We start from the raw sequence: 19,385 nt of genomic DNA, 5'->3' as shown, positions 1-19,385 counted from the left end.
CACCCGTCTGAAAGGCAACCGACACCGTGACCACCGAAGCGTACGTCTACGACGCGATCCGCACGCCGCGCGGGCGCGGCAAGCAGACCGGCTCCCTGCACGGCACCAAGCCGATCGACCTGGTGGTCGGCCTGATCCACGAACTCCGCCGTCGTTTCCCGACGCTGGACCCGGCCGCGATCGACGACATCGTGCTCGGCGTGGTCAGCCCGATCGGTGACCAGGGCTCGGACATCGCCCGGGTCGCGGCGATCGCCGCCGGCCTGCCCGACACCGTCGCCGGCGTGCAGGAGAACCGCTTCTGCGCGTCCGGCCTGGAGGCCGTCAACCTGGCTGCGGCGAAGGTCCGTTCGGGCTGGGAGGACCTGATCCTGGCCGGCGGCGTGGAGTCGATGTCCCGGGTGAAGATGGGCTCCGACGGCGGCGCCTGGTTCGCCGACCCGATGACGGCCTACGAGACCGGCTTCGTCCCGCAGGGCATCGGCGCCGACCTGATCGCCACCATCGAGGGCCTGTCCCGCACCGACGTGGACGCGTTCGCCGCCGAGTCGCAGGCCCGCGCCGCCAAGGCGCAGGCGGACGGCCTGTTCGATCGCTCGGTCGTCCCGGTGCGGGACCGCAACGGCCTGGTGGTGCTCGGCCGCGACGAGTTCATCCGCCCCGGGACCACCGTGGAGACGCTGGCCGGCCTCAAGCCGTCCTTCGCCGACATCGGTGACCTCGGCGGGTTCGACGCGGTCGCGCTGCAGAAGTACCACTGGGTGGAGTCCATCGACCACGTGCACCACGCGGGCAACTCCTCCGGCATCGTGGACGGCGCGGCGCTGGTCGCGATCGGCTCGAAGGAGATCGGCGAGCGGTACGGCCTGACGCCGCGGGCCCGGATCGTCTCCGCCGCGGTCTCCGGCTCCGAGCCCACCATCATGCTCACCGGCCCCGCCCCCGCCACCCGCAAGGCCCTCGCCAAGGCCGGGCTGACCGCCGCCGACATCGACCTGGTGGAGATCAACGAGGCGTTCGCCGCCGTCGCCCTCCGCTTCATGCGCGAACTCGGCTTCCGCCACGACCAGGTGAACGTCAACGGCGGCGCGATCGCGCTCGGCCACCCGCTCGGCGCCACCGGCGCGATGCTGATCGGCACCCTGATCGACGAACTGGAGCGCCGCGACCTGCGCTACGGCCTGGCCACCCTGTGCGTGGGTGGCGGCATGGGCATCGCCACCGTCATCGAGCGCATCTGACCATCCGTCAACTCACGTACTCACCCAAGGACTTCAACGAAATGACCGACGTGAGCAGCCCCATCCGCTGGGAGCAGGACCAGGACGGCGTGGTCACCCTCGTCCTCGACGACCCCGCCCAGTCCGCCAACACCATGAACGCCGCCTTCACCGACGCGCTCGAAGCCACCGTCGAACGGCTGGCCGGCACCGAGGAGTTGACCGGCGTCATCGTCACCTCCGCGAAGAAGACCTTCTTCGCCGGCGGCGACCTCAAGCTCCTCTCCGCCGTCGGGCCGGACGACGCCGAGCAGGTGTTCGCCAACTCGATGCGGATCAAGCGCGCGCTACGCAAGCTGGAGACCCTCGGCAAGCCGGTGGTCGCCGCGATCAACGGCGCCGCGCTCGGCGGCGGCCTGGAGATCGCCCTGGCCTGCCACCACCGGATCGCCCTGGACGCGCCCGGCAGCAGGATCGGCCTGCCCGAGGTCACCCTCGGCCTGCTGCCCGGCGGCGGCGGTGTGGTCCGCACCGTGCGGATGCTCGGCATCACCGACGCCCTGCTGAACGTCCTGCTGCAGGGCCGGCAGTACCGTCCCGCACAGGCCGTCCAGCACGGCCTGGTGCACGAACTCGCTGCCACCACCGAGGAGATGATCGCCTCGGCGCGCGCCTTCATCGCCGCCAACCCGGTGAGCGCGCAGCCCTGGGACGCCAAGGGCTACAAGATCCCCGGCGGCACCCCCAGCACCCCCGCGCTGGCCGCCAACCTGCCCGCCTTCCCCGCCAACCTGCGCAAGCAGCTGAACGGCGCGCCCTACCCGGCGCCGCGCAACATCATGGCGGCCGCGGTGGAGAGCTCGCAGGTGGACGTGGACACCGCGTTCGTCATCGAGGCCCGGTACTTCGCCGAGCTGGCCTGCGGGGCCACCTCCAAGAACATGATCCAGGCCTTCTTCTTCGACATGCAGGCCGTCAACTCCGGCGCCTCCCGCCCGAGTTCGGTACCCGCCTGGAAGGCCTCGAAGGTCGCGGTGCTGGGCGCCGGCATGATGGGCGCGGGCATCGCGTACTCGTGCGCGCAGGCGGGGCTGACGGTGCTGCTCAAGGACGTCACCCTGGAGGCCGCCGAACGCGGAAAGGCCTACTCCGCCGGCCTGCTGGACAAGCAGGTGCAGCGGGGCCGGCTGTCCGCCGAGGAGCGCGACGAGTTCCTCTCCCGGATCACCCCCACCGCGGACCCGGCCGACCTGGCCGGCTGCGACACCGTCATCGAGGCGGTCTTCGAGAACCCCGAGCTCAAGCACAAGGTGTTCCAGGAGATCCAGCACGTGGTCGCCCCCGACGCGCTGCTCTGCTCCAACACGTCCACCCTCCCGATCGGCCTGCTCGCCGAGGGCGTCGAGCGCACCGCCGACTTCATCGGCCTGCACTTCTTCTCGCCGGTCGACAAGATGCCGCTGGTGGAGATCATCCGCGGCCCGGAGACCGGCGACGAGGCGCTCGGCCGCGCCTTCGACCTGGTCCGGCAGATCCGCAAGACCCCGATCGTGGTCAACGACTCCCGCGGCTTCTTCACCTCCCGGGTGATCGGCCAGTTCATCAACGAGGGCGTCGCGATGATCGGCGAGGGCCTCGACCCGTCCTCCGTCGAGCAGGCCGCCGCCCAGGCCGGGTACCCCGCGAAGGTGCTGTCGCTGCTGGACGAGCTCACCCTCACCCTGCCGCGCAAGATCCGCAACGAGTCCCGCCGTGCCGTCGAGGAGGCCGGCGGCACCTGGACCGAGCACCCCGGCGAGATCGTCATGGACCGGATGATCGACGAGTTCGGCCGCCCCGGCCGCAGCGGCGGAGCCGGCTTCTACGAGTACGCCGACGGCCGCCGCACCCGGCTGTGGCCCGGCCTGCGTGAGCACTTCTCGCGGCCCGGCGCGGAGATCCCGTTCGAGGACATGAAGGAGCGGATGCTCTTCTCCGAGGCCCTCGACTCGGTCCGCTGCCTGGACGAGAACGTGCTGACCTCGGTCGCCGACGCCAACATCGGCTCCATCCTCGGCATCGGCTTCCCCGCCTGGACCGGCGGCGTCCTGCAGTACATCAACGGCTACCCGGGCGGCCCCGCGGGCTTCACCGCCCGCGCCCGCGAACTCGCCGCCGCGTACGGCGAGCGCTTCACCCCGCCGGCCTCGCTGGTCGCCCTCGCCGAGAGCGGCGGCCGCTACCGCGACTGATCGCTGTCCTCTTGCTGGCCCGCCCGCTCGGTCTCGGCCGGGCGGGCCAGCTCCTCCGCCAGCGAACGCTGGAACGCCGTCACCAGCGCCTGCACCACCATCGGCTGGATCCGGTCGGCCAACTCCCGCATCCGCTCCAGCTCTTCGGGCTCCGGATCGCTCTCCCGGTACGGCCGCCACACGGTGTCCCGGAACAGCCGGTGCAGATCGTGCGCCGTCGCCTGGCTGTGCAGCCGCACCACCGCCCGGGCCGCCACCAGCGTCTCCAGTGGGATCGGCACGTCCAGCACCCGCACGCCCAGCGGCAGCAGCCCCGGCTCCACCTTGAACACGTCCGGGTCCTCGGTGCGGTGCAGCGCGCCCATCGCGGCGAGACTGTCGAGATCCGCGTCCGACAGCGCCCGCCCCGTCCGCCGCTCCAACTGCGCCCGGCCGGCCTCCTCCAAGGACTCCGGCGTCCAGGACGCCACCAGCGCCCGGTGGATCGCCAGGTCCAACTCGCCGATGTCCGACGGCAGTTGCGCGAGATACCGGTCGATCGCGGCCAGCGTCAGTCCCTGCCGCTGCAACTCCTCGATCAACTCAAGCCGCCCCAGGTGCTCGGCCCCGTACAGCCCCACCCGCCGCGGCCCCAGCTCCGGCGGCGGCAGCAGCCCCTTCGCGCCGTAGAACCGCAGCGTCCGGACCGTCACCCCCGCCCGGGCGGCCAGCTCGTCCACCGTGAACCGCGGCTCCCCGCCACCCATCGCACCCCAGCCCTCGCACCAGTACCACTGTGACACCAGCAGTGTGACACCGGTCTCGCCCGGCGGTCCATGGCCCCGCCGGGCCATGCCTTCGCCTGGTTCGTGTCAATTGCGCTGCTTCGCATACGAGTTGAGGCAGTTGATCGTTGTATGATCCCTCGCGATGCGATGTGAGCGGATTGTCGATTGCCGCGCTTTTGCCGGAACTTGAGATTCCGGAGCGTGGTATGCGGGGCTATCGCCCGACATCTGGCGTGACCTGCCTCACATGTATGCGCGAGATGTGATTAGTCCGGTGACGCACTGGTTACAGTCCTGACGGTTGATCACGGAGGGGAGTGACCTCTTCACTCTGTGATCAACTTTCCTGTCATTTCTTTATCCCTGGAGGGGACATGCGTTCTTCCGTGCGTAAGGGAATAGCGGTTCTGGGACTCACCGCCGCTGTGGTCGGGGGTGCGGCGACTTCCGCCATGGCCCGGAGCGGCAACGGCTCCATCTGGGTGGGCATGAGCACCCAGAACCTGGACGGCAACGTCTACTGGTGGGCGTCGGGCAGCAACCACGGCGGCATGGAGGTCTCGGGCAACCTGAACGACACCTCGGCCGACGACAACAGCGTGAAGGCGGAGGCGAAGGTCTCCGGCTACGGCTACACGCAGATCGGTACCAACTCCGGCGGCAGCGGCACCTCCGTCTGGGTGGACCGGGTGGTCTACGACCCGCAGGCGACCTACGTCACCTACGGCTACGTGCAGACCTGCCGCTTCAACGGCTGGGGCACCGACAACTGCACCTTTGAGTACATGTCCCGGTAATCACCGGCCCTCACCGGCAGCCGCCGGTGGTCAGTAGAACGCGCCTGCCCGGGCTTGGAACAGAAGCCCGGGCAGGCGCCATGCCACCCTACCGCTCAACCTGATCGGAACCACATGCTCGTCGGCAAAGACGTAGGCCACTCGTTCCAGACCGCGCGGGTGCTCGACGGTGTGACCCTCTCGGTCGACGCCGGTGAGGCAGTCGCCCTGGTCGGGCCGAGTGGCTCGGGTAAGACCACGCTGCTGTACTGCCTTGCCGGGTTGATCCGGCCGGACCGCGGCGAGATCACCTTCCGGGGGCGGCCGCTGAGTGGTCTGACGGATGACGAGCGGTCGGAGCTGCGGCGGACGGACTTCGGGTTCATCTTCCAATCGTCCGACCTGGTCGCCGAGTTGACGATTGCCGAGAACGTCGCGCTGCCGCTGGAACTGCTGGGAGTGCCGAAGCCGGAACGCCGGGAGCGGGTGGCCGCGCTGCTGGACCGCCTCGGCCTGACCGAGCATGCCGACCGGCGGCCGGCCAAGGTCTCCGGCGGGCAGGCGCAGCGCGCGGCGGTGGCCCGGGCGGTGGTCCATCGTCCCGCGGTGGTGTTCGCCGACGAGCCGACCGGGGCGCTCGACAGTGCCAACGGCGCGGTGGTGATCGACCTGCTGTGGGAGCTGGCCAGGGAACAGGGGAGCGCGGTCGTCCTGGTCACGCACGATCCTGCGGTGGCCCGGAAGGCGGACCGGACGATCACCCTCCTCGACGGGGCGGTACGGAGTTCGGGGACGGTCGAGTCCGGGAGCGTCGAGAAGTGACCGATCTTCGACTGGCGCTGCGCATCATCAGGGGCGGCGGGCCGGCCGGCGCGGCCCGAATGGCGCTGATGGTGCTCGGACTTGCCCTCGGCGCGGTGGTGGTCCTGCTGATCGCCACGGTGCCGGCCGTGCTCACGGAGCGCGGGGCGGTCACGTCGAACCGGCAGCCGCTCAGCGCACTCGACAACCAGCGGGGAACCTTCGAGTTCCAGGTCGCCTCCGGAAGCTGGCACGGGGCCCGGCTGACTCGCATCCTGGTGGCCGCCGACTCCGCCTCGCCGTCCCTGCCGCCCGGAGTGTCCCGCCTTCCCGGCCCGGGAGAGGTCGTGCTCTCCCCTGCGGCGGCCCGACTCGCCGAGCGGGACGCCGACTTCAAGAGCCTCCTGGCGGGCGCGCCGATCGGGACGATCGGGCCGTCCGGTCTTATGGGGCCGTCCGAGCTGTATGCCTACGTCGGTGTTCCGAAGGACCGCATCGGCCGTCCGGTCGAGGGGCGCGGCTGGGGCGGTGCGGGTGCGGATGCCGACGTGCAGGCCCGGTTCGACGGAGTTCCGCTCGAACTGGCCCTGATCGTCGCGGCGCCCATGGCGATCTATCTGGTGGTCTGCTCCCGGCTCTCGGCCGCCAGCCGTATCCGCAGGTACGCCGCGTTCCGCCTGCTCGGCTTCACCCGCCGGCGGGTGCTGCGGCTGGCCGCGCTGGAGTCGGCCGCCGCGGGCGCCCTCGGCGGTCTGCTCGGCGTCGTGGGCTACGTCGTGGCCAACCGCTTCCTCGGGCCGTCCGATCTGCTGGGCTTCACCTGGTACCCATCGACCTCGCAACTGACGGTGGCCGGTGCCGTGGGCGCGGTCCTGGTGAGCGGGCTCGGCGCGGGCCTGATCGGGGCACGCGGCACCGGACGGGCGCTGTCGAAACCGCTGGAGGCGCGGTTCGATCCGGCAGAGAAGGACCCCAAGTGGTGGTACGGCGTGCCGTTCCTCCTCGGGCTGGGGCTGATCGGCTTTCCGCTTCTCACCTCGCAGAACAGCGCCGGCCACCGGACCGTGATGAGCGGCGGATCGGGTGCGCTGCTGATCGCCGGCGTGCTGCTCGCCGCCGTGGGGATGCTCCTGCTGCTGCGGCCGGTCCTGAGTACCGCCGCCGACCGGATCGCCGAGATGTCCCTGCCGCTGCCGGTGCGCCTGGCGGCCCGCCGGGTCCGGTACGAGTCGGCCGGTGTGTCCTGGCACCTGGCCGGCCTGTCGGTCCTGGTGCTCACCGCGACCATCGGCGCGGGCGTGCTGAGGCAGTCGGAACTGGCCGCGATGCCGGCGCCCAACCAGCTGATCGTGCACCTCTCCGGGAACGATATTCCGGCGGACGCCCGTGAGCGGGCGCTCTCGCTGCCGGCGGCGTTCCACTGGCTGCAGCAGAAGAGCGTCACCGCGCCCCCCACTGGCGGCGGAGGTCCGCCGTCGGACGCGGACCGCGTGCGGCTGATGGGAGTTCAGCGGATCCAGACGGACTGCCGGACGCTCAGCAGCATGGTCGCCGCCCCGCTTCCGGACTGCCAGGACGGCTCGCTGTATCGGCTCCGGACCACCTTGGGCGGGCAGGTGTCGCCGCTGGTGCCCGCCGGAACTCCGCTGCCGTTCCAGGTGTCCCGCGAGGGCGCCGTGACGTTGGAGGCACCGGAACGCACCCTGGACGTGCCCAACCCGGGCCTGCTCCCGCTGGGGATGACACTGCTCGACACCCGGCCCGTCACGGCCGACTCGCTGACGTCGAACACCATCTACTTCTACCGGCTGCCGGCCAGCGTCAAGGGCCTCGACCGGTTCGCCACGGACCTGGTCCGGGTGGCTCCCGCGGCGACCATGAGTGTCGTGGACCTCGACCTCGACGGGCTCGAAGCCTTCCACGTCAACCAGGGAGTGGTGTACTCCGGAATCTGGGTCGGGTTCCTGCTCGGTGTGGTGGCCTTCCTCATCAGTGCCGTCGGACGGGCCATCGACCGTCGTCGGCAGGTCGCCTCCCTGGTGGTGGTGGGAGTGCCGAAGCGGATGCTCCGAGTCGTGCAGGTGTGTCAACTCCTGGCACCGCTCTGCCTCGCACTGGTACTGGCGCTCGGCACGGGACATCTCGCGGCCAACGCGGTACTCCTGCTGTCGGGCCAACAGATCGGCTGGTACTGGGGCGCCGCCGGCTTCGCACTCCCGCTGGTGGCTGCCGCCCTGGCCCTGGCGGCCGTAGTCAGCACGTACGTCTCGGGGCTGAATCCCCGTCCGGAAGACCTTCGCCGCGAGTAGCAGCAGAACGTGAGGACACGCATGGACAGCATCGCCGAGAGCAGCCCGCCGGTGTCGGGCACCGAGGCCGCACCGCAGGACACCGGTGCCGCGCCGGCCGGGCCGAACAGGCCGACGGTGCGGCCCGGAGAGCGACGGCGACGGATCGTATTTGCCGTCGTGGGAACGGTTCTGATTCTGGCCGGAGCACTTTCGCTGCTCTCCCGCTACGAGTTGCACACCGTGGGCACCGTGGCGATGACGCCCACCGCCAAGGCATGGGACGACACCGTCATCGACTTGGACGCCGCCGGCGGAAAGGGCATCCGGCGCGGTGACATGGTGCTGGTTCGCAGCGGGGACTGGGCCGGAGATCTTGCGGGTCTGTCCTACACGGTTCGGATCGCGGCGACGGGTGGCGACACCGTGGGCGTCGACGAGCAGGGGCGGATCACCGTGAACGACCGAGTTGTCGAGGAGCCGTACGCGCACGGCGACAATGCCGCCTTCGGCCGTTTCACGGTGAAGGTTCCGGACGGCCGGGTCTTCGTGCTGGGGGACGCCCGCAGCATCTCGGTCGATTCGCGGTCGCACCTCAACGAGGCCGACCGGGGGACCCTCCCGCTGGGGAGCATTCAGGGGCAGGTGGTTGCCGTGGGGTGGCCGCTCCAGGACTGGAGCCTGTTGTCCGGTCCGGCCGGGATGACCCGGTTCCCGCTCTACCTGGTGGAGTCTGCGGCGATCGTCGCCGGAGTGGTCCTCGAACTGATCGCCTCCTGGCGGACCCTGGGCCGCTGGGCCGAGGCGGTTCGTTCCCGTCTCCCCCGGAGGCGGCACGCGAAGGCCTGGTGAACGACCGGCCGGCGCCACCAGGGATCGGGCGACACGGAGGGGCTCCACTTCCCACGGGGAAGCGGAGCCCCTCGGCGCACCCGGAAGACCGGCTATCGCGCGCTGGCCAGGGCGGGGTGGTGGCGGCGGGTGACCTCCGGGTGGGCGCGGCTGAATCCCTTCAATTCGTTCACACCGAAGTCCGCGTGCAGAGGATTCGACGGGTCCTGGGTGATGCCCGGCGCGTGGTGGGAATGCGGGAAGTCGAGCGGGGCGATGTGGGCGTCGAGCCGGGGGTTGTAGAAGAACGGGACGGAGAAGCGCTCGCGGGCGCCCGCCGGGGAGACCACGCGGTGGCTGGTGGCCTTCAGGTAGCCGTCGGTGGCGACCTCGAGGAGCTCGCCGAGGTTGACGACGAAAGCGCCGTCCAGCGGGGGCACGTCCAGGAAGGTGCCGTCCGGGCGTTCGACCTGGAGGCCGCCGACGGTGTCCTGCAGGAGGAGGGTGATGAAGCCGTAGTCCTTGTGCGTGCCGACGCCCTGCGCGGCGCCGTCGGGCGCGGTGCCCGGGTAGCGGACCAGCTTCAGGTGCAGGTGGGGGTGCGGGGCGAAGGCGTCGTCGTAGAAGTCCGGGCGGGCGCCGATCGAGGCGAGCAGTTCGTGCAGCAGCCGGCGGGCGACACCGTCGAGCCGGTCGATCCAGTGCAGGGCCGCGGTGCGCAGCTCCGGGAGCGCGGCGGGCCACTGGTTCGGCCCCTCCAGCCACCAGTAGGCGGGCTCGCCGGGCGCGGGCACGTGCGCCGGCAGTTCGGGGCCGATGTCGAGCTGGTCGCGCCAGTCGCGGCTGCCGCCGGTGCGCTCGTCCCCGGTGCGCGTGTAGCCGCGGAAATGCGGGGAGTTGAGGTTGCTGACCGACAGCCGGTCGGTCTCGGGAAGGGCGAAGAAGGCGCGCATCGCGGAGGTGAGGTCGGCGGTCTCGGCGGCGGTCACGCCGTGGCCGACGAGCTGGAAGAAACCGACTCCGGTGGCGGCCTCCCGCAACTCCCGGCGGAGCCGGGCCCGGTCGGTGGCGTCGCCGTCGGCGAGCGAGAGGTCGATGACGGGGAGGGCGATGGGGTGCTGCAGCGTCATGGGTGCGCGTCCACGGTGAAAGGCCCGGCCGCGGCGGCGGGTCGCGCCGGGGCATGCCGGGGTGGCGGCGCCCGGCGCGGCCGGTGGACCGCTACGGGCAGGGGATGTGGATGGGGCAGATCAGCCGGAGCGTCGACAGGACATGCTCGTGACGCGGAGCAGGTCCACGTGGCGACGGCTGACGAGAAGAAGCACCCCTTCAGGCTACAACCCCCGTCCGGACGGATTCCGGGAAACGGCGGAGTTCGGTCAACCGATCGTTCGGTAGTGAGTCCCCGATCAGTAGCCGGTCGAGCCGTCGATGCGCTCGCGCAGCAGGTCGGCGTGCCCGTTGTGGCGGGCGTACTCGGCGAGCATCTGCAGCAGGATGCGGCGCAGCGAGACCGGCTGCCCGGTGGTCTTCTGGGTGCCGGTGGCGTCCAGCGACGGGGCCTCGGCGGTGATCCGGCGGGAGATCTCGACCTGGGCGCGCCAGAGCGCCAGCGCCTCGGCGACGTCGCCGTCCAGGTGCTCGAAGTCCTGGTCCGGGTCCTCGTCGGAGTAGTAGAACATCGGCCTGGACTCGTCGCCGGCGAACTGGATCTCCAGCCACCACTGCTCGACCCCGGTCAGGTGCCGCACCAGCCCGTGCAGGCTCAGCCCCGACGGCGGCACCGCGAGCTCGGACAGCCGCTCCGCCGGGACGTCCGCGCACTTCAGGGCGAAGGTTTCCCGCTGGAAGTCCAGGAACGCGGTGAGGAGTTCACGCTCGTCGCCGACCAGTGGCGGAGTCGCCCGGCTCTCGGCGCCGGCCCAGGCGGGGGAGAGGTGCTGCGGTGGCGGTGTGGGTGCGGTCGTCATGGCCGCCAGCGTGCCACCCGGGCCTGACAGTGACGTACCGTCAGTGGTGGGGTGCTTCGCCCCGGTAGGTGCCGAACGACCAGCGGTTTCCCTCCGGGTCCAGCACCGTGAAATCCCGTGAACCGTAGTCGGTGTCGTGCAGTTCGGCGGTCACCCGGGCGCCCGCGCCGACCGCCCGCCGGAACAGGCCGTCCGGATCGTCGGTGACCACGTACGCGCCGAACGTTCCGGGCCGCAACGGCCACGGATCGTCCTCGCCCTCGGCGGGCTCCTTCGCCGAGCCCAGCATGATGCCGCCGCCGAGCGGCCATGCCAGTTCCGCATGCTCCACCCGGTCGCCGTCCGCGTACACCGTGGTCGCCCGGAAACCGAACGCCTCCACCAGGAACGCGATCAGCCCCCGGGCATCACGCGCCCGCAACGTCGGCCACACCTGCGGCGGCGGGGGAACGGCGGCTTCGGGCATCTCCGGCCTCCTCGGCTCTGCGACCTGCGACGACGGGCCCACCCTAGGCCCGCCCCGCAGACCGAAGGGCGTTGGCACGCCGGGGAAACGGCGGCCCGTCCGGGCAGGAACGGCCGGATCGGCGGTACCGGCGTCAGTGGGAGACGGCGAGTTGGGTGGCGTGGTGCTCGGGGGTGTCGATCTCGTCCAGCAGGGCCACCGCCAGGTCCGGGTGGGAGATCCGGCCGGTGCCGGTGACGGTGTTGACCGCGGTGACGTACTGGCCGGTGGTGGGGGCGTCGGCGTCGAGGTCCATGGGCGGGACGACCATCAGCCAGTCGAGGGGGCCGGCCTCGGCGGTGAGGAGGTCGAACTCGGCGACGTGACCCTGCGAGAACGTCCGGTACTGCTCGGGGAATTCGGGGTCGTCCATGATGCGCACCCCGGGCGAGGTCTCCAGCGTGGTGGCGATGCCGAGCACCAGCAGCCGGCCGACCCCGGCACGGTTCAGACCCGCCGTCAGGGAGCGCGCGGCGGCGGTGAAGTAGCTCTCGGACGGGACGTCCAGCCGCACCGAGGCGTTGATCGCCGCGTCGTGGCCGGCCGCCACCCGGGCCACCGCATCCGCGTCCGTCGCGTCGCCGCGCACCAGCGTCACACCTGAACTCCCCTCCAGCCCAGGGTACTTGGCCGGGTCGCGGACCACCGCCGTCACGCTGTGACCGCGTCGGACGGCCTCCGCGACCGCCGCCCGGCCGACCCGCCCACCCGCGCCGAAGATCACGATCCTGCTCATGGCTGCTCCTCGTTGTCCTGGTTGCCGTGCCGCGTTCCGTGTCGTCGCCGACGGTAGGACGGGCACCCCCGGTTACTGCAACGGAACCGGCCCCGAGGTGCGGCTATCGTCGAGGCATGACCATCTCCGAGGAAGCCGGTGTGTTCGACCCCCGGAAGTGCGCGCACCGCTCACCGATCCAGGTCGGCGACAAGTGGTCCGGCGCGGTGCTGCGTTGCCTCCAGGACGGGCCGCACCGCTTCACCGAACTCAAGGCCCGGCTGCGCGGCGTCAACCCGAAGGTGCTCACCGAAACGCTGCGCGCGATGGAACGCGACCACTGGCTGACCCGCACCGACCACGGCGGCAACCCGCCGCACGTCGAGTACGCGCTGACCGAGGTGGGCGGCTCGCTGATCGGCGTGCTGGACACCGCCTGCACCTGGGCCCGCGAGCACCAAGAGGACTGATCAGATCCCGCGCCGGTACACCTGCCGCGAGCCGCCTTCCGGCCCGTTCCCGGCGGCCTCGGCGGGGGAGAACCCCAGCCGCTCGTAGAACACCCGCGCGCCGCCGGCCACCGCTCCTGGGTGGTCCGCGCCGAAGGTCACCACCTCGACGCTCGCCACCCCGTCCGGGCAGCGGGCCAGCGCCGCCGCCACCAGCGCCCGGCCGACACCCGCACCCCGGGCGCTCTCGTCCACCACCAGCCAGTGCAGGTGGCACACCGACGCCTCGTACCCGACCAGCAGGCCACCCACCACGCGGTTCCCGTCGGTCGCCACCAGCGCCGTCCCCCGGTCGAGTTGACGCTCCACCGCCTCGTGGAACCCCGGATCGTCCACCATCGCCCCGAACCAGTGCTCGACCTGCCCGGCCAGCCGCACCAGCCCCGCCGCGTCGCCGCCCCGGCCGGTGCGGATCCGTACGTCCATCGGTTCTCCTCGTCAGGTGGCGTCGGGGCAGGCGAGGGCCCGGTCGATCAGGGCGCGGAGTTCTTCGTCCCGGAGGATGGCGGTGCAGCCCTGTTCGTGGGAGAGACGGTGATCCGTCCGGTGGATGGTCAGCAGGGCGGTGCGGATGGCGGAGGTGATCGTGTTCATCCGGATCAGGGTGCGCAGGGCCTGGGCGAGCAGGCCGTACTGGTCGTCGCCGTCGGCGGTCGCGAGGATGTGGCCGGCCAGCAGGTCGAGGCAGGGTTCGGGTCGGGCGGTGATCGACCAGAGGGCGGCTGCGGCGGCGGCGCGGGTCCGGGGTTCGGCGGTGGCCATGAGGTGGTGCAGGTGGTCGGTGTACGCGGCGGCGGCGGGGCCGAACTCGGCGAGTCGGTCGATCGGGCCGTACAGCGGGGGGACGGCGGTCAGTACGGCCTCGCCGATCAGGCGTAGCGCGGTCGGCCGGTCGTCGGCGATCAGGTCCGGGTGCCAGTGCAGTTGGAGGTCGGTCAGGGCGCGGGTGCGGGCGAGCGGTGCGGCGGCCGGGCCGATCGCCGCGAGCAGGGACTGCGCCCAGTACGCCGTGTACGGGTGGTCGAGCAGCGGTGGCAGCTCCGGCAGGACGGGGGCGGCGTCGGGGCCCCAGGCAGTCAGGGCCGTGAGGAAGCCTCGGGCGGCGAAGGCCGACTCGGCCGTCCGGCGCAGCACCTCGCGCACCTCGGGCAGCAGGGTGTCCGCGTGGGCCCGCAGCGGTGCCAGCACGTCGGCGACGTCGGGGCGGTGCGGCGCGGCAGTGACGTAGCAGCGACCCCCCTCCTCTTCCTGCGCGAGCAACTGTGCGGCCAGGCCGGGCAGTCCGCGCGGATCGCCAGTGCGGAGCAGCGCCCAGCGCGCGAGATCACCGACCGTCCCGTCCAGGCGCGGGTCGGTGTTGTCGTCGTCCAGCAGCGCGGTCAGCCGGTCCGCCCAGGGGGTGGCGGCGGGGCCGAGGCCGGCCAGCAGATTGGCGGCGCGCAGGCGGACGGCGGGGGAGGGGTGGTCGAGCAACGGGCCGACGGCCGTGGGCAGTTCGGGAGCTGTACAGCGGCGCCGGGTGAGCAGTGACCAGGCCAGGTCCAACGCCTCCTGGCAGAGGCCGAGGTCGCCGTTCTGCTCGGCGGCGGCCAACAGGCGCACCGGGTAGGCGCTTTCCAGGTCGGGGCGGTGCGCGAACAGCCGGAACACCCACCAGAGCAGGTGTTCGCGTTCGCATGGCTCCTCGACGTCCGGGAGGTACCAGAGGTCCGCGAAGCGCGGGCGCAGCGCCGGATCGGACAGGACGGCGATCAGGCGCTCGAAGTGCCGGACCGGCAGGTCGGGGTCGGCGACGGCACCGGCCAGCACGGCGGCGACGTACAGCGCCGGGTCCTCGCCGGCCAGGGCCTCCGCCAGGACGGCGGGCGCATCCTCGGCGTCCGGGCGCTCTGCGAGGGCGCGCAGCAGGGCGACCCGCACCATGCGCTCCGGTTCTGCCCGCCAGCGCTCCAGCAGCACTCCGCAGTCGGGCGCCAGCGGGGCCGCCACCCGCCGGACCACCGGGTCGGGGTCGGCGAGCAGCGACCGGGCGGACGCGCGGTGCTGCGCAAGCAGGCCTGGCAACTCCAGTATGTGGCACAGCAGTTCGACCAGGGCAGGCCGGGCGCCCAGATCCGGGTCGAGCGCCAGCGCGAGCAGGAACGGCGCGGCGACCGGTGCGGCGGACGGGAGTTGACGCGGCGGCTGCGGGCGCAGGCAGTACAGCGGCCGGCAGTCCTCCTCCGTGGCCGCCGCACCCGCCTGCGCCAGCCGGCGCAGCGTCCGGGGCACGGTCTCCACCGGATCGGACCGGCTCGCGGTCTCCAGCCCGGCCCACTCCACGGCGTCCAGCGCGTCCAGCGACAGCCCCAATTCCCGTCCTCTCCGTCGAACCCGGCCGTCATTCTGCTGGTCCGCCGGACGCCGTGTCGCGCGAATTCCCGGCCGTCAGGCGCCCACCTGTCCCCGGCCGTCAGGCGCCCACGTACTCCGCGAGGTGGCGGCCGGTGAGGGTGGTGCGGTCGGCGATCAGGGCGGCGGGGGTGCCCTGGAAGACGATGCGGCCGCCGTCGTGGCCGGCGCCGGGGCCGAGGTCGATGATCCAGTCGGCGTGGGCCATGACGGCCTGGTGGTGTTCGACGACGATGACGGACTTGCCGGAGTCGACCAACCGGTCGAGCAGGCCGAGGAGTTGTTCGACGTCGGCGAGGTGCAGGCCGGCGGTGGGCTCGTCCAGGACGTAGATGCCGCCCTTCTCGGCCATCTGCGCGGCCAGCTTCAGGCGCTGGCGTTCGCCGCCGGAGAGGGTGGTGAGCGGCTGGCCGAGTGTCAGGTAGCCGAGGCCGACATCGGAGAGGCGCTTCAGAACGGTGTGCGCGGCGGGGGTGCGGGCCTCGCCGGCGGAGAAGAAGGATTCGGCTTCGTCGACCGACAGGGCCAGGACCTCGGCGATGTTCCGGCCGCCGAGGTGGTAGTCCAGTACCGCGGCCTGGAAGCGCTTGCCCTCGCACTCCTCGCAGACGGTGGCCACTCCGGCCATCATCGCCAGGTCGGTGTACACCACCCCGGCGCCGTTGCAAGTCGGGCACGCGCCTTCGGAGTTGGCGCTGAACAGGGCCGGCTTCACGCCATTCGCCTTGGCGAAGGCCTTGCGGATCGGCTCCAGCAGGCCGGAGTAGGTGGCGGGGTTCGAGCGCCGCGAGCCGCGGATCGGGCTCTGGTCGATCGCCACCACGCCCTCGGGTGCGCCGCCCTTCAGCGCCGCGCCGCTGACCAGCGAGCCGTGCACCAGCGAGCTCTTTCCGGAGCCCGCCACGCCGGTGACCACCGTCAGCACGCCCAGCGGCACGTCGACGTCCACCTCGCGCAGGTTGTGCGCGTTCGCGCCGCGGATCTCCAACACGCCGGTGGAGGTGCGGACTTCGGGCTTGAGGGCGGCCCGGTCGTCGAAGTGCCGGCCGGTGATGGTGTCGCTGGTGCGCAGCCCGTGCACGCTGCCCTCGAAGCAGACCGTGCCGCCCGCCGAACCCGCGCCCGGGCCGAGGTCCACCACATGGTCGGCGATCGCGATGGTCTCCGGCTTGTGCTCCACCACCAGCACCGTGTTGCCCTTGTCGCGCAGCCGCAGCAACAGGTCGTTCATCCGCTGGATGTCGTGCGGGTGCAGGCCGGTGGTCGGCTCGTCGAAGACGTACGTGACGTCGGTCAGCGAGGACCCGAGGTGCCGGATCATCTTCACCCGCTGCGCCTCGCCGCCGGAGAGCGTGCCGGCCGGGCGGTCCAGCGAGAGGTAGCCGAGGCCGATCTCGGTGAACGAGTCCAGCACCTGCCGCAGCGAGGCCAGTAGCGGGCCCACCGACGGCTCGTCCAACTCCCGTACCCAGTCGGCGAGATCGCTGATCTGCATGGCGCACGCGTCGGCGATCGAGCGGCCCTCGATCTTCGAGGACCGGGCGGCCGCGCTCAGCCGGGTGCCCTCGCAGTCGGGGCAGCGGGTGAAGGCGACGGCGCGGTCCACGAAGCTGCGGATGTGCGGCTGGAGAGCGGCCCGGTCCTTGCTGAGCATCGACTTCTGGATCCGCAGCACCAGACCCTCGTAGGTCATGTTGATGCCCGCGATCTTCATCCTGGTCGGCTCCAGGTACAGGAAGCCGTGCAGCTCCTTCTCGGTGTACTCGCGGATCGGCTTGTCCGGGTCGATCAGCCCGGACTCGGTGTACAGCCGGTAGTTCCAGCCGCCCGGCTTGTACCCGGGGATGGTCAGCGCGCCCTCGTTCAGCGACAGCGCCTCGTCGTACAGCTGCCCCAGGTCGATGTCCGAGACGCTGCCCCGCCCCTCGCAGCGCGGGCACATCCCGCCCGCCCGCGAGTACGTCCGCTTCTCCGCCTTCGAGCCCTCGCCGCGCTCCACCGTGATCGCGCCGGAGCCGTGCACCGTCGGCACGTTGAAGGAGAACGCCGGCGGCGGGCCGATGAACGGGTCGCCGAGCCGGCTGAACAGGATGCGCAGCATCGCGTTGGCATCCGTCGCGGTGCCGACGGTCGAGCGCGGGTCGGCGCCCATCCGCTGCTGGTCCACGATGATCGCGGTGGTCAGGCCGTCCAGCACGTCCACCTCGGGGCGGGACAGCGTCGGCATGAACCCCTGCACGAACGCGCTGTACGTCTCGTTGATCAGCCGCTGCGACTCCGCCGCGACGGTGCCGAACACCAGCGAACTCTTGCCCGAACCGGACACCCCGGTGAACACCGTCAGCCTGCGTTTGGGCAGTTCGACGCTGACGTCCTTCAGGTTGTTCACCCGCGCCCCGTGCACCCGGATCAGATCGTGGCTGTCGGCCAGGTGCTGACGGTCCGCCCGCTCGGTGCCGCTCATCGTCCTCGTCCCTCCGTCCGGCGGCGCCCGTGGCGACACCGCCGCCCCGATCCAACCACCCGGCCGGGCGGGGAGCGGGGAGGTGTCCGAACCGTTGTCGGCGCGCGTGGGTAGAGCGGCTGGCCGAACCACGGGGGAGGGTCGGCGATGCGGATACGGACAATCGGGCGGACGGGGGCCCCGACGACACCCTCGCCGCCCGGGTCACCGCCGGCCGCCCCAAGGGCTGAGCGCCGTCCCGGTGCCGGTCGCGACCTCGGCCGGCACCCCGCGCGCGGCCAGCCGCTCGCGCAGCCAGGCGGCCTCGGGGAGCGTCCCGGCCAGCCCGTCCCCCGCCAACTGCTCTGCCAGCTCCCGGGCTTGAGGCAGCTCCAGCCCCCACGCCTCGCGCACCGTCCGCAGCACCGCGACCCGCCCCGCCGCCGGATCGGTCAACCGCAGCCGCACCGTGCCGTGTTGGGCGATCAGCGGGTCGCGCACCCAGGGCGGCGCCTCGCCGGTGCCGAACCCGAGGCACGACCCCGCCCCGCAGGCGCGGCAGTACAACTCCGCGTCCCAGCACAGTTCTCCGCCCCGCAGCGCCTGCCCGACGTCCTGCCGCGCCTCGGCCCCGCACTCGCACCCCACCGCGAGTGCCACACCCCACCCGGCCACTTCGTCCCTCCTCGGTCAACAGTCCTATTCTTCCCTCAGCACTGGGAAGCAGACGAAGGGTCGGTTCATGGATCTCACCGGACGCACCATGGTCATCACCGGCGCGGGCCGCGGCACCGGCCGGGCACTCGCCATTCGGGCCGGGCGGCTGGGCGCGCGGGTCCTGGTCTCGGCGCGCGGGCTGGAAACGGCCCAGCGGACGGCCGACGAGATCACCGCCGACAGCGGCGCGCAGGCGGAGGGCCTGGCCTGCAACCTGTCCGACCCCGCCTCGGTGCGGGCCTTCGCCGCCGAGGTCGCGTCCCGTACCGACCGGGTCGACGTACTGGTCAACAACGGGGCCCGCTACCTGCACGGCGCCGACCTGCTGGGCGCCGACGACGACGCGATCGTCGACACCATCGCCTCCGGAGCCACCGGCACCGTCCTGGTCACCCGTCACCTGCTGCCGCTGCTGCGCGCCTCGGCCGCCGCAGACGTGGTGAACCTGGTCTCCTCGGTCGGCGAACTGCGCAACCACCGCTCCGACTCCCACCCGGCCTACTACGCGGCGAAGGCCGCCCAGTCCGGCTTCTCCGACGTACTCTCCGCCCGCCTGCGCCCCGAGAACATCCGGGTGATCGCGCTCTACCCCCCGGACTTCGACGACGCCGACCCCCTCGCCCCCACCTGGGACACCACCCCCCGCACCGCCACCGACCCCCTCACCACCCAGTCCGTCACGGACTGCGTCCTGTTCGCCATCTCCCAGCCCCGCGACTGCTTCATCCGCACCTTCCGGTTCGAACAGCTGTAGCGCCGGGGGTCACCGACGGCCGATCAGCTGCCGGTGCAGGTCCTGCGTCCCTTCGGGGAGGTCGTCCGGTGCGAACCACCGGGCCTCCAGGATCTCGAACGGGTCCACCTCGATCCGGCCGCTGACGTACCGGGCCTCGTAGGCGACTTCGATGCGCAGCTTGAACCCGCTCTTCAGGTAGGCAAGTTCGCCGGTCTTCACGGTCAGCCCGGTCTCCTCCCGGACCTCGCGCACGACGGTGTCCTCGAAGCTCTCGTTCTTGTTCGCGTAGCCGCTCGGCAGCCCCCACTGCCGGCCCTCCGGCCACATCCGGTGCTTCAGCAGGAGTACTCGGCCTTCGTCGTCGCGGACGATGCCGGTGACCCCGACCATGAACTTCGAGTGCCACAACCACAGAACGCGCCACTGCATCGGGCCCCGGATGATCCGCCACAGCTTGGCGGCGATCTTCTTCACGGTTCACCCCT

General features: G+C 71.8%; 19 protein-coding genes. 8 read left to right on the top strand and 11 right to left on the bottom strand.

Annotated elements, in window-relative coordinates:
* The first annotated feature begins 26 nt into the window (after positions 1 to 26).
* Together ACFYST_RS18605 and ACFYST_RS18600 are read left to right on the top strand one after the other, a co-directional pair.
* The gene (locus tag ACFYST_RS18605; RefSeq protein WP_380481793.1) at positions 27 to 1,241 is read left to right on the top strand and encodes an acetyl-CoA C-acetyltransferase; all 1,215 of its coding nucleotides are present in this window, start codon (positions 27 to 29) and stop codon (positions 1,239 to 1,241) included.
* Positions 1,242 to 1,282: 41 nt separating this feature from the next.
* The gene (locus tag ACFYST_RS18600) at positions 1,283 to 3,451 is read left to right on the top strand and encodes a 3-hydroxyacyl-CoA dehydrogenase NAD-binding domain-containing protein (protein ID WP_387863626.1); all 2,169 of its coding nucleotides are present in this window, start codon (positions 1,283 to 1,285) and stop codon (positions 3,449 to 3,451) included.
* Here the strand turns inward: ACFYST_RS18600 and ACFYST_RS18595 are convergent.
* Entirely contained in the window at positions 3,439 to 4,197 is a 759-nt protein-coding gene (locus ACFYST_RS18595) for a MerR family transcriptional regulator (protein ID WP_387645966.1), read from the bottom strand. The genes ACFYST_RS18600 and ACFYST_RS18595 overlap by 13 nt on opposite strands.
* A gap of 509 nt (positions 4,198 to 4,706) precedes the next feature.
* Here ACFYST_RS18595 and ACFYST_RS18590 point away from each other — a divergent pair.
* From ACFYST_RS18590 to lepB, 4 genes are all read left to right on the top strand, one after another.
* Complete coding sequence (locus tag ACFYST_RS18590; protein WP_387863624.1) at positions 4,707 to 5,015, top strand: hypothetical protein; 309 nt, start codon at positions 4,707 to 4,709, stop codon at positions 5,013 to 5,015.
* A 114-nt stretch (positions 5,016 to 5,129) separates the two neighbouring features.
* Positions 5,130 to 5,816, top strand: a complete 687-nt coding sequence (locus ACFYST_RS18585) for an ABC transporter ATP-binding protein (protein ID WP_387645395.1) — start codon at positions 5,130 to 5,132, stop codon at positions 5,814 to 5,816.
* Entirely contained in the window at positions 5,813 to 8,104 is a 2,292-nt protein-coding gene (locus ACFYST_RS18580) for an FtsX-like permease family protein (protein ID WP_387863622.1), read from the top strand. Before ACFYST_RS18585 ends, ACFYST_RS18580 begins: the two co-directional genes overlap by 4 nt.
* A 21-nt stretch (positions 8,105 to 8,125) precedes the next feature.
* Complete coding sequence (gene lepB / locus ACFYST_RS18575) at positions 8,126 to 8,935, top strand: signal peptidase I (protein ID WP_387645391.1); 810 nt, start codon at positions 8,126 to 8,128, stop codon at positions 8,933 to 8,935.
* A gap of 92 nt (positions 8,936 to 9,027) precedes the next feature.
* Here lepB and ACFYST_RS18570 read toward each other — a convergent pair whose 3' ends face one another.
* From ACFYST_RS18570 to ACFYST_RS18550, 5 genes are all read right to left on the bottom strand, one after another.
* Complete coding sequence (locus tag ACFYST_RS18570; protein WP_387863620.1) at positions 9,028 to 10,044, bottom strand: isopenicillin N synthase family dioxygenase; 1,017 nt, start codon at positions 10,042 to 10,044, stop codon at positions 9,028 to 9,030.
* A gap of 120 nt (positions 10,045 to 10,164) precedes the next feature.
* Complete coding sequence (locus tag ACFYST_RS18565; RefSeq protein WP_354644872.1) at positions 10,165 to 10,239, bottom strand: putative leader peptide; 75 nt, start codon at positions 10,237 to 10,239, stop codon at positions 10,165 to 10,167.
* A gap of 84 nt (positions 10,240 to 10,323) precedes the next feature.
* A complete protein-coding gene (locus ACFYST_RS18560; RefSeq protein WP_387863618.1) occupies positions 10,324 to 10,884 on the bottom strand; it encodes a DinB family protein in 561 nt (186 codons plus the stop codon).
* A 40-nt stretch (positions 10,885 to 10,924) separates the two neighbouring features.
* A complete protein-coding gene (locus ACFYST_RS18555; protein ID WP_387645384.1) occupies positions 10,925 to 11,350 on the bottom strand; it encodes a VOC family protein in 426 nt (141 codons plus the stop codon).
* Positions 11,351 to 11,483: 133 nt separating this feature from the next.
* Entirely contained in the window at positions 11,484 to 12,125 is a 642-nt protein-coding gene (locus ACFYST_RS18550; RefSeq protein ID WP_387863615.1) for an NAD(P)-dependent oxidoreductase, read from the bottom strand.
* 116 nt (positions 12,126 to 12,241) lie between these two features.
* On the opposite strand from ACFYST_RS18550, the gene ACFYST_RS18545 reads away from it, so the two are divergent.
* Positions 12,242 to 12,574: a winged helix-turn-helix transcriptional regulator gene (locus ACFYST_RS18545; protein WP_387645378.1), complete on the top strand. Its 333-nt coding sequence runs from the start codon at positions 12,242 to 12,244 to the stop codon at positions 12,572 to 12,574.
* On the opposite strand, the gene ACFYST_RS18540 is transcribed toward ACFYST_RS18545, so the two are convergent.
* The 4 genes from ACFYST_RS18540 to ACFYST_RS18525 all read right to left on the bottom strand — a co-directional run bounded on the left by ACFYST_RS18540 (position 12,575) and on the right by ACFYST_RS18525 (position 18,122).
* The gene (locus ACFYST_RS18540; protein WP_387863613.1) at positions 12,575 to 13,039 is read right to left on the bottom strand and encodes a GNAT family N-acetyltransferase; all 465 of its coding nucleotides are present in this window, start codon (positions 13,037 to 13,039) and stop codon (positions 12,575 to 12,577) included.
* A 12-nt stretch (positions 13,040 to 13,051) separates the two neighbouring features.
* Positions 13,052 to 14,965: a hypothetical protein gene (locus tag ACFYST_RS18535; RefSeq protein WP_387863610.1), complete on the bottom strand. Its 1,914-nt coding sequence runs from the start codon at positions 14,963 to 14,965 to the stop codon at positions 13,052 to 13,054.
* Positions 14,966 to 15,065: 100 nt separating this feature from the next.
* Positions 15,066 to 17,468 carry an ATP-binding cassette domain-containing protein gene (locus ACFYST_RS18530; RefSeq protein WP_387863608.1) on the bottom strand — a complete coding sequence of 801 codons (2,403 nt, stop codon included), beginning with the start codon at positions 17,466 to 17,468 and terminating at the stop codon, positions 15,066 to 15,068.
* Positions 17,469 to 17,672: 204 nt separating this feature from the next.
* A complete protein-coding gene (locus ACFYST_RS18525; protein WP_387863607.1) occupies positions 17,673 to 18,122 on the bottom strand; it encodes a hypothetical protein in 450 nt (149 codons plus the stop codon).
* A gap of 67 nt (positions 18,123 to 18,189) precedes the next feature.
* Between ACFYST_RS18525 and ACFYST_RS18520 the strand changes: the two genes are divergently transcribed.
* On the top strand, positions 18,190 to 18,918 hold the full coding sequence (locus ACFYST_RS18520) for an SDR family oxidoreductase (RefSeq protein WP_387863605.1): 729 nt from the start codon (positions 18,190 to 18,192) through the stop codon (positions 18,916 to 18,918).
* A 9-nt stretch (positions 18,919 to 18,927) separates the two neighbouring features.
* Here ACFYST_RS18520 and ACFYST_RS18515 read toward each other — a convergent pair whose 3' ends face one another.
* Positions 18,928 to 19,374 carry an NUDIX domain-containing protein gene (locus tag ACFYST_RS18515; RefSeq protein WP_387863603.1) on the bottom strand — a complete coding sequence of 149 codons (447 nt, stop codon included), beginning with the start codon at positions 19,372 to 19,374 and terminating at the stop codon, positions 18,928 to 18,930.
* Positions 19,375 to 19,385 lie beyond the last annotated feature (11 nt).

The organism is Kitasatospora sp. NPDC004614 (assembly GCF_042873675.1).
Taxonomy (GTDB): domain Bacteria; phylum Actinomycetota; class Actinomycetes; order Streptomycetales; family Streptomycetaceae; genus Kitasatospora.
The sequence above is the reverse complement of the archived record's forward strand: the minus strand, read 5'-3'. Positions and strand labels throughout refer to the sequence as shown.